Annotated in this window: 11 protein-coding genes (1 of these 11 only partly in view); 4 read left to right on the top strand and 7 right to left on the bottom strand. The window is 69.6% G+C overall.

Annotation, left to right across the window (positions count from 1 at the left end):
• Positions 1-2: 2 nt before the first annotated feature.
• The 5 genes from glpK to AB5J49_RS07485 all read right to left on the bottom strand — a co-directional run bounded on the left by glpK (position 3) and on the right by AB5J49_RS07485 (position 6,176).
• The gene (glpK, locus tag AB5J49_RS07505; protein WP_369167690.1) at positions 3-1,514 is read right to left on the bottom strand and encodes a glycerol kinase GlpK; all 1,512 of its coding nucleotides are present in this window, start codon (positions 1,512-1,514) and stop codon (positions 3-5) included.
• A gap of 22 nt (positions 1,515-1,536) precedes the next feature.
• Complete coding sequence (locus AB5J49_RS07500) at positions 1,537-2,262, bottom strand: MIP/aquaporin family protein (RefSeq protein WP_369167689.1); 726 nt, start codon at positions 2,260-2,262, stop codon at positions 1,537-1,539.
• Positions 2,263-2,743: 481 nt separating this feature from the next.
• Positions 2,744-4,396 (bottom strand): EAL domain-containing protein, encoded by a 1,653-nt coding sequence (locus AB5J49_RS07495; protein ID WP_369167688.1) that lies wholly within the window; start codon positions 4,394-4,396, stop codon positions 2,744-2,746.
• A gap of 167 nt (positions 4,397-4,563) precedes the next feature.
• Positions 4,564-5,754, bottom strand: a complete 1,191-nt coding sequence (locus tag AB5J49_RS07490; RefSeq protein ID WP_369167687.1) for a lipid-transfer protein — start codon at positions 5,752-5,754, stop codon at positions 4,564-4,566.
• Entirely contained in the window at positions 5,751-6,176 is a 426-nt protein-coding gene (locus tag AB5J49_RS07485; protein WP_369175073.1) for a Zn-ribbon domain-containing OB-fold protein, read from the bottom strand. The genes AB5J49_RS07490 and AB5J49_RS07485 overlap by 4 nt, the downstream gene beginning before the upstream one ends.
• Positions 6,177-6,334: 158 nt before the next feature.
• Here AB5J49_RS07485 and AB5J49_RS07480 point away from each other — a divergent pair, with 158 nt between their 5' ends.
• Positions 6,335-7,141 (top strand): M15 family metallopeptidase, encoded by an 807-nt coding sequence (locus AB5J49_RS07480; protein ID WP_369167686.1) that lies wholly within the window; start codon positions 6,335-6,337, stop codon positions 7,139-7,141.
• A gap of 50 nt (positions 7,142-7,191) precedes the next feature.
• Positions 7,192-7,728, top strand: a complete 537-nt coding sequence (locus AB5J49_RS07475) for an NUDIX domain-containing protein (RefSeq protein WP_369167684.1) — start codon at positions 7,192-7,194, stop codon at positions 7,726-7,728.
• A 2-nt stretch (positions 7,729-7,730) separates the two neighbouring features.
• On the opposite strand, the gene AB5J49_RS07470 is transcribed toward AB5J49_RS07475, so the two are convergent.
• Positions 7,731-10,097, bottom strand: coding sequence for a TIM-barrel domain-containing protein (locus tag AB5J49_RS07470; RefSeq protein WP_369167683.1), 2,367 nt, complete (start codon positions 10,095-10,097; stop codon positions 7,731-7,733).
• A gap of 211 nt (positions 10,098-10,308) precedes the next feature.
• On the opposite strand from AB5J49_RS07470, the gene AB5J49_RS07465 reads away from it, so the two are divergent.
• A complete protein-coding gene (locus AB5J49_RS07465; protein WP_369167682.1) occupies positions 10,309-12,276 on the top strand; it encodes an acetoacetate--CoA ligase in 1,968 nt (655 codons plus the stop codon).
• 182 nt (positions 12,277-12,458) lie between these two features.
• Positions 12,459-13,352 (top strand): hypothetical protein, encoded by an 894-nt coding sequence (locus AB5J49_RS07460; protein WP_369167681.1) that lies wholly within the window; start codon positions 12,459-12,461, stop codon positions 13,350-13,352.
• A gap of 69 nt (positions 13,353-13,421) precedes the next feature.
• Here the strand turns inward: AB5J49_RS07460 and ptsP are convergent, their stop codons facing one another.
• A protein-coding gene (gene ptsP, locus AB5J49_RS07455) for a phosphoenolpyruvate--protein phosphotransferase (protein ID WP_369167679.1) crosses the window boundary here: on the bottom strand, positions 13,422-14,391 show its 3' portion. It continues 701 nt past the right edge of the window; the window shows 970 of its 1,671 coding nt (coding positions 702-1,671); its start codon lies beyond the right edge, outside the window; the stop codon is at positions 13,422-13,424.

Below are 14,391 nucleotides of genomic sequence, written 5' to 3'. Positions count from 1 at the left end.
CGTCAGTTCTCGCCGTCCTCCTGCCAGCCGAAGCTCTTCTCCACCGCCTTACGCCAGTTGTGGTACTCGCGGTCGCGCACGGCGGCCGTCATGGTGGGCGTCCACTCGACGTCCTTCGCCCAGTGCGTCTTGAGCTCGTCCAGGTCGTTCCACACACCCGTGGCCAGCCCCGCCGCGTAGGCGGCACCCAGACAGGTCGTCTCGGAGACCTTGGGCCGGATCACAGGCACGTCGAGCACATCCGCCTGGTGCTGCATGAGCAGGTTGTTCTTCGTCATGCCGCCGTCGACCTTCAGGGTCGTGATCTGCACCCCGGAGTCCTGGTACATGGCGTCCACGACCTCGCGCGTCTGCCAGCTCGTCGCCTCCAGCACCGCGCGCGCGAGGTGCGCCTTCGTGACGTAGCGCGTCAGTCCGGTGATGACACCGCGCGCGTCGGAGCGCCAGTACGGGGCGAACAGGCCGGAGAAGGCGGGCACGATGTACGCGCCTCCGTTGTCCTCGACGCTTGCCGCCAGGGACTCGATCTCGTCAGCGGTGCGGATGATGCCGAGCTGGTCGCGGAACCATTGGACCAGCGCGCCCGTTATCGCTATCGACCCCTCCAAGCAGTACACGGGCGCCTCACTGCCGATCTTGTAGCCCATGGTCGTCAGCAGCCCGCTCTTCGACGGCACCGGCCGGTTGCCCGTGTTGAGCAGCAGGAAGCTGCCCGTGCCGTACGTGTTCTTGGCCGTGCCCACGTCGTAGCAGGCCTGCCCGAACACAGCCGCCTGCTGGTCGCCCAGTGCGGACGCGACGGGCACGCCGGACAACTGTCCGACCGCGGTCCCGTACACCTCGGCGGAGGACCTGATCTCCGGCAGGACGGCCTCCGGCACGTTCATTGCGGACAGGATCGAGGAGTCCCACTGCAGGGTCTCCAGGTTCATCAGCATGGTGCGTCCGGCGTTCGTCACGTCGGTGACGTGGTGCCCGCCGTCCGTGCCGCCGGTGAGGTTCCAGATCAGCCAGGAGTCGATGGTGCCGAAGGCGATCTCGCCGTGCTCGGCGCGGGCCCTGAGGCCGGGCACGTTGTCCAGCAGCCAGGCCGCCTTCGGGCCGGAGAAGTAGCTGGCCAGCGGCAGCCCGGTCTGCTCGCGGAAACGGTCCTGCCCATCCGAACCGCCGAGTTGGTTGCACAGCGCCGCGGTACGCGTGTCCTGCCACACGATCGCGTTGTGCACCGGCTTGCCCGTCGCGCGGTCCCACAGGACCGTCGTCTCGCGCTGGTTGGTGATTCCGAGGGCGCTGAGCTGGTCCGCACGCAGCCCCGCCTTGGCGATCGCCCCGGCGACCACGGCCTGCACCTTGGACCAGATCTCGGTGGCGTCGTGCTCCACCCAGCCGGGCTTGGGGAAGATCTGGCGGTGCTCGCGCTGGTCGACGGCCACGATGGCGCCGTCCTGGTTGAAGATGATGCAACGGCTGGAGGTCGTGCCCTGGTCGATAGCGGCGACGAACTTGTCCGTCATGACGTCCCCTTCGTCTGTTCCTTCAGAAGGCTGCGTTGAAGATGACCCCGGACAGCACCCCGCCGATCAGCGGCCCCACCACCGGAATCCATGCGTAACCCCAGTCCGACGTGCCCTTGTTGGGAATCGGGAGCAGGGTGTGGACGATGCGGGGGCCCAGGTCACGGGCCGGGTTGATGGCGTATCCCGTGGGACCACCGAGCGACAGACCGATGCCGACCACCAGGAACGAGACGATCAGGATCGCGGTGCCGGACACGCCGAGCCCCTTGGTCAGACCGAAGGCGAGGATCGGCAGCACCAGCGCGATCGTCGCGATGATCTCGGTGATGAGGTTGGCCACCACATTGCGGATCGCGGGCGCGGTGGAGAAGATCCCGAGGGTCGGCTGAGCGATCTCCTCGTCGGCGTTGGCCTGGAACTGCGCGAAGTAGACCAGCCAGCACAGCACCGCACCGAGGATCGCGCCGACCATCTGGCCGGCGATGTAGATGTGGACCTTGTCCCATTCGCCGGTGTCGATGGCGATGCCGATCGTCACGGCCGGGTTGAGTTGTCCTCCGGACAGCGGTGCGGCGGTGTACGCGCCGGCCATCACGCCGAATCCCCAGCCGAACGCGATGACGACCCACCCCGCGTCCTTCGCCTTCGAATAGTTGAGTACGACCGCGGCGACGACTCCGGCCCCGAAGAGGATCAGGATCGCGGTTCCGATGACCTCACCGAGGAATATGTCTCCGTTGCTCATGGCGGCTCCTAGGCCCTGACCGGGACGATCGGCCCCGGTTCTCCGTGCGGGGTGCGTTTCCCACGGCGACTTCAGCCGAAGGCAGGGAGGTCCCGCGCCCCGCCCGGCGTCCGTGACGAGCGTGCCGTCGCAGCCGACTCACCCGTGGGGGAAGGGAGCCATGGTCCAGGCGGAACCGCGCGGCGCAGTGCGTGGATACGCCGAGAATGTACGGCGATGTCGACCGACACCGGGAAGTGTTCACCGACGTCCAGGGGGCGTCAAGGTCGCCGACGCCAACGGTTGGGGGCGCACCGACGAGTCACGGACCGTAGCGCACACGGCTCGTGGCACGCCCGTTCGGAGGTGGGACGGACGCCGAGGCCCTGCTGGTGCCGGCAGGCTGGCCATTTCCTGCTGACCCGGCAGGGGTCGAAGACCATGGCTGTGCTAAGGCCGTCGGACGCCCTTTGGCCTCCGCCGACCTCGTGGGGAAAGCGTCTCACCCCCTGCTCGGGTCCGCCACCGCCCACTCGGCCGGGGCCGTCTCCGCCGCCACGCCGCGGAGGATCTCGTGCCCGGACAGCCCCGCACGGCCCAGCACCCAGCTCGCCCCGCTCAGTGACTTCGCGGCCTTCTTCAGCGGCGCCAGACAGGAGGCCGCCTGCCGGTGGTCCGCCACACTCCCGGGCTCGCACAGGACCGTGGCCAGGGACAGCGTGACGGGACGCCCGCCCGCGGACCAGGGTGCGTCCAGCACGGAGGCGGCCAGCGGATGGAGCCCCTCCGGATCCGCGAGCACCAGGAAGTCGTCCCCGCCGATGTGGCCCACGCGGGTGCTGTCGGACGCCGCATGCTGCAGCGCCCGTCCGACCGATCGGATCAGCTCGTCGCCCGCCGCGAAACCGGCGCCGTCGTTGACCTGCTTGAAGTGGTCCACGTCCAGCCAACTCAGCGCGAAGGTCCGCCCGTCCGCGATCCGCCGGTCCACCTCACCGGTGATCGCGTCCGAACCGGGCAGCCGCGTCAGCGGATTGAGCCCCGCGGCCTCCTCGACCCGGGTCTCGGCGAGCGCCCGCACGAGGTCCGCGAGCCGTACGACGCCCACGCACCGGCCGTACCTGTCGACCACGGCCACATCGTCCGACGTACGGTCCCGGCCGCCGACCGCCACCACGTCCAGCACCTCCCACGCGGTGGCCTCGACGCCCACGGTGCGCGGCGGATCTCCGAGCTTGGCCGCCGGCCGGTCGGCGTACAGAGCATGGCCGTACCTCCCCGACATCGACAGCAGGAACCGGGAGCGGTGCACCGACCGCACCGGGACCCCGTTCGAGTCCACCAGCAGCACTCCGGACACGTCCGGTGATCCGGTCAGCAGCGCTCGCACCTGGCCTGCGGACGCGGTGGCGGGCAGCAGCGCGGCCGGCCGCACGAACTCCCGCACCGACGGCCCCGAGCGTGGCGTCACCGCCAGTCCGGGGGAGCGTGGCGGAACGTATACCTCCGCTGCCGGCAGCCGAGCCGGGGGAGCGAACAGCTCCCCCTGAGCCAGCTGCGCACCCGCCGACCGCGCGGACGCGCACTGCAGCTCCGTCTCCACACCCTCGACGCACAGGAGCGCTCCCAACTGCTCGCACAGCGTCCGCATCGCCCGTACCGCCGCCGGCCGCGACAGCAGGGACGCGTCGAGTTTCACCAGGTCCGGCGTCATGTCGGTGAGCAACCTCAGCGGTACGTCCCCGTCGCCGATGCCGTCCGCGCTGATCCGGAAACCCTGGTCCCGCAGCGCGCCGATCGCTTCCAGCAGCGCGTGCTGGGGCACGTGCGTGTACGGCGGAACGACGTTGATCGTCACCTCCCACGGCAGTCGCCCCGCGGCGCGCACGGCGTCGTGCAGCGGTGTCAGTCCGCCCAGGTCGGCGAGGGTTCCGGCGAAGACGTTGACGTACAGCGGCAGTAAGGTCTCCTTACGGGCCGCCGCACGGAACGCCAACACGGCGAGCCGGTCGTCGAGTTCGGGATCGCGGCGGGCCTCGGCCAGGACGTCGCCGGTCTCCGGGCGGGCGAGTATCTCCAGCCCTGCGACTCCTCCGGTCGTCAGATTGACCACCGGCTGGAAAGCGAAGCGGAGAGTATCCGTCCAGGAGGGCACGGGAGCATGATCTCGCCGCCGGGAGACGCCCGAGCCCAGTTCATGAGACGTTCACGCAGGATTCCGGCTTGGTCACACAGCGTGGACAGGACTCAGCTTCACGGGCCGTACGACGGTGCCAGCACGCTCGTACAGCCGAACGCTGGTGTCCGTCGCACGGCCGCGCATCACCGCACCGCTATCACTGCCGAGCCGTGTCCGAACAACCCCTGATTCGCCGCGATCCCCACACGTGCCCCGGCGACCTGCCGGTCACCGGCATCGCCCCTCAACTGCCAGGCGAGTTCGCAGACTTGGGCTATCGCCTGGGCCGGAACAGCCTCCCCGAAGGAGGCCAGGCCGCCGCTCATGTTCACGGGTATGCGTCCCCGCAGCGCCGTCGCGCCTTCCCGCAGCAGCTTCGCGGCCTCTCCCTCGCCGCACAGCCCCAGATCCTCGTACCACTGCAACTCCAGAGCGGTGGACAGGTCGTAGACCTCCGCGAAGGAGAGTTCCTCGGGGCCGATGGCCGCTTCCTCGTAGGCCGCGCGTGCGATCGACTCCCGGAACGTCTCCGCCGCCGGTTCTACCGCGGCCGCGGAGTCCGTCGCCATGTCGGGCAGATCCAGGACCGTGTTGGGGTAGCGCGGTGTCACGGTGGACACCGCGCGGATCCGTACCGGGTCCCGGGCTCCGTGCCGACGCGCGAACTCCATGCCGGCCAGCACGAGCGCCGCCCCTCCGTCCGAGGTCGCGCAGATGTCGAGCAGCCGCAGGGGATCGGCGACCACGGCGGAGGCGGCGACCTCCTCGGCGGTGACCTGCTTGCGGTAGCGCGCATACGGATTGAGTGCGCCCAGGGCGGAGTTCTTCACCTTGACCTGGGCGAAGTCCTCGGGTGTGTCGCCGTGCAGGGCCATCCGCCGACGCGCGTACAGCCCGAAGTACGCCGGATTGGTCGCACCGAGGACGCGGAAGCGCAGCCAGTCCGGATCGTCGGGCCGGTCGCCGCCCGCGGGCCGGAAGAAGCCCTTGGGAGCCGCATCGGCGCCCACCACGAGCACCACGTCCGCGAGCCCCGAAAGTATCTGCGCCCGAGCGGTGTTGACGGCCTGCGCCCCGGACGCGCACGCCGCGTACACGCTCGTGACCCGGGCGCCCTGCCAGCCGAGCGCCTTCGCGAACGTGGCCCCGGCCACATACCCCGGATAGCCGCCCCGCACGGTGTCCGCACCGACGATCGACCCGATGTCCCGCCACTCCAGTCCCGCGTCCGCGAGCGCCGCGCGGGCCGCCGCCGTCCCGTACTCGACGAAGCTGCGCCCCCACTTGCCCCAGGGATGCATGCCCACGCCGAGCACCGCCACCTCCTCCGTCATGCCGTCGCCCCCCTCGGCCGCCACTGCCAGGTCGTCCAGATCGTCTCCGCGTCCTCATGGAGCACGCCGGGAACGACCTCCACCTCCATGCCCACCGTCAGATCGGCGACGGTGACCCCGGGAACCGCCTGTCCCAGCACCACGAGGCGCTCGGACTCCAGCTCCGCAGCGATCAACGCGTACGGCTCCCACGGAAGTTCCGGATCGGTCACATAGGGTGACGGAGGTCGATACCGGCTGTCCGTGTACGACCAGACGCGCCCGCGCCGCGAGAGCGGGACCTCCTCCAGATCGCCGCCCGGGCAGCCAGGGTTGCGGCAATGAGTGTCTTCGCGCGGGAAGAAGACGGAGGCGCAGTTCGAGCAACGGGTGCCGAGGAGCCGGAAGTCGTCCCCGTCGCCGGCGAACCACCCGGCGACCACAGGCGTGCGCGTACGTGGCATAGCCCCTCCTGGCCGACAGATCTGATGGGACGTCAGAAGTGTGCCACGGGCAGCCGCAAACCGGCAGGGCGGTCTTGCGGGTGGACTGCATCCGATCGCTTCCCCGGCGGAACACATTCCTGATAGACGCAGGAGACATGACACGACTCTCGACCGCGGTACGAGGACTGGTCACCACGCTCGCCACCGTGCTGGCCGTGACCACCGCCCCCAGCATCGCCCAGGCGAAGAACGAGCCGAAAGCGCCCAAGGACTTCGTGGCGCTGAGAACCGTGGACCCCACCATCGTTCAGGAGATGCGGTACTTCACCCCGCACAACTTCGTGGGTGAGCGCATCGACGGCTACCGACAACCCCTCTGCATCCTCACCCGATCCGCCGCCGAAGCGCTCCACAAGGCTCAGGGGCAGCTGTCGCGCAAGGGCTACACACTCAAGGTGTACGACTGCTACCGGCCACAGCGCGCCGTCGACCATTTCGTGCGCTGGGCCGAGGACCTCGACGACCAGGCCACGAAGGACGAGTTCTACCCGAACGTCGACAAGACCCGTCTGTTCGTGGACGGTTACATCGCCGAGAAATCCGGCCACAGCCGCGGCTCGACCATGGACCTGACGATCGTCCGGCTGCCGGCAAAGCCCACCAAGCCGTACGTCCCAGGACAACGCCTCGTGCCCTGCTACGCACCCCAGGGCGAGCGCTTCCCCGACAACTCCGTCGACATGGGCACCGGCTTCGACTGCTTCGACACCCTTTCCCACACCCTCGACCCGCGCGTCCAGGGCGAACAGCGCGCCAACCGGCTGCTGCTCAAGAGCATCCTCGAAGCCCTTGGATTCGTGAACCTTGCCGAGGAGTGGTGGCACTACACGTACAAGCCGGAGCCCTATCCGGACACCTACTTCGACTTCCCAGTCTCGAGGAAATCCCTGACAAGCCAGTAGTGACCAGCCCCCGGAAGACGCCCTTCCACTGATCGGATACAGTCCGCCGCGTGTCCGAAACTCAGCACTCCGCCCCCAACTCCGCAGCAGACTCCCATTGTTCGAGCTGCGGCGCGCCCTACGGAGAGGGCGTCTCCGGCTGGCCCCGCACCTGCCCGACGTGCGGAACCGTGGCCTACCGCAATCCGCTACCGGTAGCGATCGCACTCCAGCCCGTGTACGACACGAAGGGCACCGCCCTGGTTGTCATCACCCGAACCATCGCCCCCGCGCGCGGAGGCATAGCCCTGCCCGGCGGCTACATCGACGACCGGGAGGACTGGCGGCAGGCCGTCGTACGCGAACTCAAGGAAGAGACCGGCATCGACGCGGCCGCCCGCGACGTACGTCTCATCGACGCGATGAGCTCTCCCGGCGGCCACCTGCTGCTGTTCGGCCTCCTGCCGGAACGGCCCGCCGACCGCCTGCCGACGCCGGAAGCCACGGACGAGACCGAAGGCTGGCACCTCCTGCGCAGGCCGGAGGAGCTCGCCTTCCCGCTGCACACGCTGGCCGTACGGGCGTTCTTCGAGGGCCGCTACGTCTGAGCTCAACACGCGCCGAGCCCTCGTATGCGCACCGGATGAGGCGAGGGGATCACCCCGTCCTCAAGCTCCCTCTCGACGACCAGCTTTCGGCCCTCCCAGCGGCTGACGTAACGCTCGATCTCCGGTTCGTCCCAGCCGTCACCCGCATCCGGCACCACCAGCCCGCCCCCGGTACGTCCCCGGGCGGGCGCCCACACCTCCAGTTCCAGCCCGCCGTCGTCCCCCCGGACGGGGACGACGGCGCCCGAGCGCGCGAGCACCGGGATCCGAGACAGGGGCGCCTCGACGAGAACCTGCCCAGGCCCCTCGTACACCCGCTCCGTCACCGTGTCGTACCAACGCCCCCGCGGCAGCTGCACCGCACGCCGGTCGGTGCCCGGATCCAGCACGGGCGCCACCAGAAGGCAGTCGCCCAGCAGAAACGCATCCTCACAGTCGCGCAACGCACGGTCGTCGGGCGCAGACCACCACAGCGGACGTACATAAGGCGCACCCGTGCGCCGGGCCAGATGCGCCAGTGTCACGAAGTACGGCAGCAGCCTTTGACGCTCGACGAGCGCCACGCGCGCGTGCTCCAGCACCTCGGAACCGAACTCCCACGGTTCCCTGCGCCCCGCGCGCAGACTGGCGTGCGTACGGAACAGGGGCAGATACGCGGCCAACTGGAACCACCGCAGATACAGCTCCGGCGACGGATTCCCGTCGAAGCCGCCGACGTCCGGCCCCGAGTACGGCACCCCGCACAGCCCGAGCCCCATGACCAGCGACAGCGACGCCCGCAGCCCGGGCCAGCCCGTGGCCACGTCCCCGGACCACGTCCCCCCGTAGCGCTGCATGCCGGCCCAGCCGGAGCGCGAGAAGACGAACGGCCGCTCCTCGGGCACCAGCTTCCGCAGCCCCTCGTAGCCGGCCCTGGCCATGCACAGGCCGTAGACGTTGTGCGCTTCCTGATGGTCCCCGCCCCGTCCCTCCAGAGAGTGCCTGGCCGAACGGGGCAGCGTCGACTCCCCGAAGGCGGCGAACGAGGTCGGCTCGTTCATGTCATGCCAGAAACCCGAGAAACCCTGTGCCAGCCGCTCCTCGTACAGGCCACCCCACCACGCACGCACGCGCGCGTGCGTGAAGTCCGGGAAGACCGCGTCACCGGGCCAGACCACTCCCCGCACGAGCTGTCCCGAGGCGTCCCGCACGAACGCGTCCTCGACTGTCCCGCTGTCGTACACGGCATTGCCCGGCGCGGCCTTGACCGCCGGGTCGATGATCGACACAAGGCGGATGCCGTCCCGCCGCAACTCCTCGGCGAGCTGCGGCAGCTTGGGAAAGCCCTCTTGGTCGACCGTGAACACCTGGTGCTCGTCGTAGTGGTCGATGTCCAGATGGACCGCGTCCAGCGGCAGGTCCCGCTCCTGGTAGCCCGAAACGATCCGCCGCACTTCCTGCTCGCTGCCGAATCCCCACCGCGCGTGATGGTGCCCCAGCGCCCACGCGGGCGGCAGCGCCGCCGCACCGGTGAGAGAGGCCCAGACGAGCAGCACGCGCGCGGGAGTGCCCACCATCACCCAGCAGCGCAGCGGACCACCGTCCATCCGCAGTTCGCTGGTCCCCACCCGGTCATGCCCTGAACCGGCGCCCTCCTCGCCCTTCCGCAGCGTCACCGTGCCGTCCCACGAGGTGTCGTGGAACACCATGTGAGTGCCCGCATCGGCGACCACCAACTGCACCGGCATGGTGATGTACAGCGGATCGTCGCCAGGGCCGAAAGCGCGGCCGGGGTCGGTGTTCCACAGCCGGTACGTTCCGTCTTCCAGACGAGGCCCCGACGCCCTCCCCCCGAGCCCGAAGAAGCGCGAGTCCGCGGCCACCTCCGACCGCTGCATCCACCGTGCCGCCCCACCGTCGACGGGCTCCCACCAACGCGGCGGCAGATCACGGCGGAGCGTCACCCCACCGGGCGTCTGCACCTCCACGGCACCGTGCCGCGAGATGACGACGGTCACCCGCTCGGCCACCACCCGCCAGCCACCGTCCTTGTCCGGCTCCAGCATCGCCCGGGGATCCGGCTCCGGACAGCGGCCCGCGAGCGCATACGACGGCTCGGGAGCGGCCCCGTCCCAGCCCCAGAAGACGGCGCCGTTCACGGCGACGGTGATACGCAGCTCGGACCGGCTGAACTGGATGACACCGCCGCCCGGACCGGGCCGCACCTCCTGCACGGCCCCGGGCACCCGAGCGCGCTCGGCACCCCGGGGCGGCAACCCCGCGGCGTCCGCACGCCTCCTGCGCCACGCCGCCCGCACGGTGCGCAACCCCTGGGCCGCTCCCACAGAACCGACCACCTTTATCGAACGCACCAGGTCACGACCGTCCATGCTGCTCAGCCTGCCATTCACCGCCCCACACGCGTGTGCCGTTCAACTGCCGTTCACCCGTGCCGGGACCACATCTTCACGACACGGACTATGTGGGGCGCACCCTGGTGCAGAAGTCGATCACATGGCATCGTCCGTGTCATCCGCGTCACGCGCACACCCCGCCGTGCGCGGAGGACGCACACGACGCGCACAGTCCGGGAGCCGCCCCATGTCGACCGTGAACCCCCAGCCGCTCTGGCAGCCAGATCCGGAACGCATCGCCCAGGCTCGGGTCACCAGGTTCCAGGCCTGGCCCGCCGAAAACCACGGTGCGCCCGCCGAGGGCGGCTACGCGGCCCTGCACCGCTGGTCGGTCGACGAGCTGGACACGTTCTGGAAAGCCGTCACGGAGTGGTTCGACGTACGCTTCTCCACCCCCTACGCGCGCGTGCTCGGCGATCGATCGATGCCCGGCGCCGAGTGGTTCCCCGGCGCGACCCTGAACTACGCCGAGCACGCCCTGCGTGCCGCCGCGACCCGCGCCGACGAACCCGCCCTCCTGTACGTCGACGAATCCCACCAGCCCCGCCCCGTGACCTGGTCCGAACTGCGCCGCCAGGTCGCCTCCCTCGCCGCCGAGCTACGCGCCCTCGGCGTACGCCCCGGCGACCGCGTCAGCGGTTACCTCCCGAACATCCCGCAGGCCGTCGTCGCCCTCCTCGCCACCGCCGCCGTCGGAGGCGTCTGGACCTCCTGCGCCCCCGACTTCGGCGCCCGCAGCGTCCTCGACCGCTTCCAGCAGGTCGAACCGGTCGTCCTGTTCACCGTCGACGGCTACCGCTACGGCGGCAAGGAGCACGACCGCCGCGACATCGTCGCCGAACTGCGCCGCGAACTGCCCACCTTGCGCGCCGTGGTGCACATTCCCCTCCTCGGCACGGATGCCCCTGAAGGCGCACTGGAGTGGTCGGCCCTCACCGCCGCCGACGAGGAACCCGTCTTCGAGCAGGTGCCCTTCGACCACCCCCTGTGGGTGCTCTACTCCTCCGGCACGACCGGCCTGCCCAAGGCCATCGTCCAGTCCCAGGGCGGCATCCTCGTCGAGCACCTCAAGCAACTCGGCCTGCACTGCGACCTGGGCCCCGAGGACCGCTTCTTCTGGTACACGTCGACGGGCTGGATGATGTGGAACTTCCTCGTCTCCGGCCTCCTCACCGGCACCACGATCGTCCTCTACGACGGCAGCCCGGGCTATCCGGACACGGGCGCCCAGTGGCGAGTCGCCGAACGCACGCAAGCCACCCTCTACGGCACCTCGGCCGCGTACGTCATGGCCTGCCGCAAGGCCGACGTGCACCCCGCACGCGACTTCGACCTCGCCAAGGTGCAGTGCGTCGCCACCACCGGATCACCCCTGCCCCCCGACGGGTTCCGCTGGCTGCACGACGAGGTCCGCCACGACCTGTGGATCGCCTCCGTCAGCGGTGGCACGGACGTGTGCTCCTGCTTCGCGGGAGCCGTGCCCACGCTGCCCGTGTACGTCGGCGAACTCCAGGCCCCCAGCCTGGGCACCGACCTGCAGTCCTGGGACCCCAGCGGAAAACCCCTCGTCGACGAAGTGGGCGAGCTCGTGGTCACCAACCCCATGCCGTCCATGCCGATCCACTTCTGGAACGACCCCGACGGCAGCCGGTACCACGACAGCTACTTCGACACGTATCCCGGCGTATGGCGCCATGGCGACTGGATCACCCTCACCTCACGCGGCTCCGTCGTCATCCACGGACGCTCCGACTCGACACTCAACCGCCAAGGCGTGCGCATGGGTTCGGCCGACATCTACGAAGCCGTGGAGCGCCTCCCCGAGATCAAGGAATCCCTCGTCATCGGCATCGAGCAGCCCGATGGCGGCTACTGGATGCCCTTGTTCGTCCATCTGGTCCCCGGAGCCGTGCTCGACGAGGCCCTCCTGAGCCGCATCAAGCAGACCATCCGCGAACAGCTCTCACCACGTCATGTCCCGGACGAGATCATCGAGGTCCCCGGCGTCCCACACACCCTCACCGGAAAGCGCATCGAGGTCCCGGTCAAGCGACTTCTCCAGGGCACACCGCTGGAAAAGGCGGTCAACCCGGGCTCCATCGACAACCTCGACCTCCTGCACTTCTACGAGGAGCTCGCCCGCAAGCGAGCCTGACCGACGGTCGGCCTCGGACTCACCGAACCACAACGAGTTCCGAGGCCGGTCGCCGCAGGACTATCTCCTCCGACCTGCACGAATACGCGCCTTCTCGTCCGCAGGAACCTCCCCCCCCACGCCGTTGTCAGTGCCGCCGGTTACTGTGAGTGAGCATTGATCGACTGCGCACAGGGGGAAACATGGTGCACACCGACCACCAGACGATGCGACGCGTCCTGCGCCGCGAGATCGCCGGCACGATCGGCCTGCTGACCGACGAGCACGATTTCCGTGCCATGCGGCGCTACCGCAGCTTCACCTTCGACGACCACAAGATCTATCTGCAACAGATGGATGCCCTCCTCAGGACACGGGCCTCCCAAGGCAGCCATACGACGATCGCCCTCTTCGACCCGGAGGAGTACGCCGAGTTCTGCGCGGAAACAGGCCTCGACCCTGACATCCCGTCAAGCCGCACCCGCTTCACCGCCGAACTCGCGACCACCGGACCCACCGTCCCCTACGAGGGCCAGTCCCTGACAGACCTCGTCCCGGCCCTCGTCGACGAAGCCGTCCGACAGGCCACGTGGGAGTACGCGGCCACACTCCTGGCACGGCTCGGCGCCTGCGCCGGCTGCGGCGAGGACATCGGCCGCGCGGCCCTCACCCGCGCCTCGAACCTCCTCGTCCGCATCCTGGATACGGCCCAGCCGGGCGACCGACACCTGGTCTGCAGCGTCACGGGAACCCCAGAACCACTGGTCGCCGTCCTGCACGCCGACGAAGACGCCCAGGGCGCCACCCACCTCGACGAGGCCGAAGCCCTGGAGTTCACCACCGTCCTTGCCCTCGGCATCGCCACCAAGAGCCCCGGTGGACTCGTGATGCGGACCAGCGCCCCCGGCACTTCCGACCGTATCTACGGATGGCGTCTGCGCGGCGACGGGCTGGAACCCCTCACCGCAGGCGAGGTCTTCGACGCCTACTGCACCGACATCGAATCCGGAGACCTCATCTCCCCGGAATCGGGAGTCGACTACTGCGTGCCGCCGGATCTCGGAAGTGAGGAAGCACCGCCGGGACACCACCACTGAACGCGAGGGGCGCCCCACCCGCAGGTGGAGCGCCCCATTGCTGACCGGCGTGCAGCCGTCCCGCTCCGGCTACTCGCCGGACAGCACCGCTTGAGCGGCGTTGCGCGCCTCCTCGGCGCTGTCCGCCGCCCGTGCGGCCGCAGCGGCACGCTCACACTGCGCCAGCGTGTACTTCGCCAGCGTCGCCCGGACATAAGGAATCGACGCCGAACCCATGGACAGGGAGGTCACCCCCAGACCGGTCAGCACACACGCCAGCAGCGGATCGGACGCCGCCTCGCCACAGACGCCACAGCTCTTGCCCTCAGCCTTCGCCGACTCGGCGGACAGTGCGACCAGGTCGAGCAGCGCCGGCTGCCACGGGTCCTGCAGCCGGGAGACCGCACCCACCTGACGGTCTGCGGCGAAGGTGTACTGCGCGAGGTCGTTCGTCCCCAGCGACAGGAACTCGACCTCCTGCAGAATCGAACGCGCCCGCAGCGCGGCCGAAGGGATCTCCACCATCGCACCGAACTTCGCCTGGAGCCCGGCCGCACGGCACGCGTCGGCGAACGCCTTCGCGTCAGTACGGTCCGCCACCATCGGGGCCATGACCTCGAGGTAGACGGGCAGCCCCTCCACCGCCTTCGCGAGTGCCGTCAGCTGCGTGCGCAGCACCTCGGGGTGGTCCAACAGCGTCCGCAGACCGCGCACACCCAGCGCCGGGTTCGGCTCATCGGCCGGCGTCAGGAAGTCCAGCGGCTTGTCCGCGCCCGCGTCCAGCACACGTACGACGACACGGCCCTCGGGGAAGGCCTCGAGAACCTGACGATAGGCCTCGACCTGCTTCTCCTCCGACGGTGCCTTCTTGCTGTCGTCGAGGAAGAGGAATTCGGTACGGAACAGACCGACACCCTCAGCACCCGCCTCGACAGCGGCCGGGACGTCGGAAGGACCTCCGACGTTGGCCAGCAGCGGCACCTTGTGGCCGTCGGCGGTGGCACCCGGACCCGTCGACGCCGCGAGCGCGGCCTTGCGCGCTGCTGCAGCCGCCTCCAGC

Source organism: Streptomyces sp. R28, from assembly GCF_041052385.1.
In the GTDB taxonomy this organism is placed as follows: domain Bacteria; phylum Actinomycetota; class Actinomycetes; order Streptomycetales; family Streptomycetaceae; genus Streptomyces.
Note: the sequence above shows the minus strand (reverse complement) of the source record. Positions and strands in the feature narration are given on the sequence as shown.

Excerpts from the sequence above, each read along its gene's own strand:
- glpK (WP_369167690.1), bottom strand. The coding sequence starts at position 1,514 with ATGACGGACAAGTTCGTCGCCGCTATCGACCAGGGCACGACCTCCAGC.
- AB5J49_RS07500 (WP_369167689.1), bottom strand. The coding sequence starts at position 2,262 with ATGAGCAACGGAGACATATTCCTCGGTGAGGTCATCGGAACCGCGATC.
- AB5J49_RS07490 (WP_369167687.1), bottom strand. The coding sequence starts at position 5,754 with ATGACGGAGGAGGTGGCGGTGCTCGGCGTGGGCATGCATCCCTGGGGC.
- AB5J49_RS07480 (WP_369167686.1), top strand. The coding sequence starts at position 6,335 with ATGACACGACTCTCGACCGCGGTACGAGGACTGGTCACCACGCTCGCC.
- AB5J49_RS07470 (WP_369167683.1), bottom strand. The coding sequence starts at position 10,097 with ATGGACGGTCGTGACCTGGTGCGTTCGATAAAGGTGGTCGGTTCTGTG.
- AB5J49_RS07465 (WP_369167682.1), top strand. The coding sequence starts at position 10,309 with ATGTCGACCGTGAACCCCCAGCCGCTCTGGCAGCCAGATCCGGAACGC.
- AB5J49_RS07460 (WP_369167681.1), top strand. The coding sequence starts at position 12,459 with ATGGTGCACACCGACCACCAGACGATGCGACGCGTCCTGCGCCGCGAG.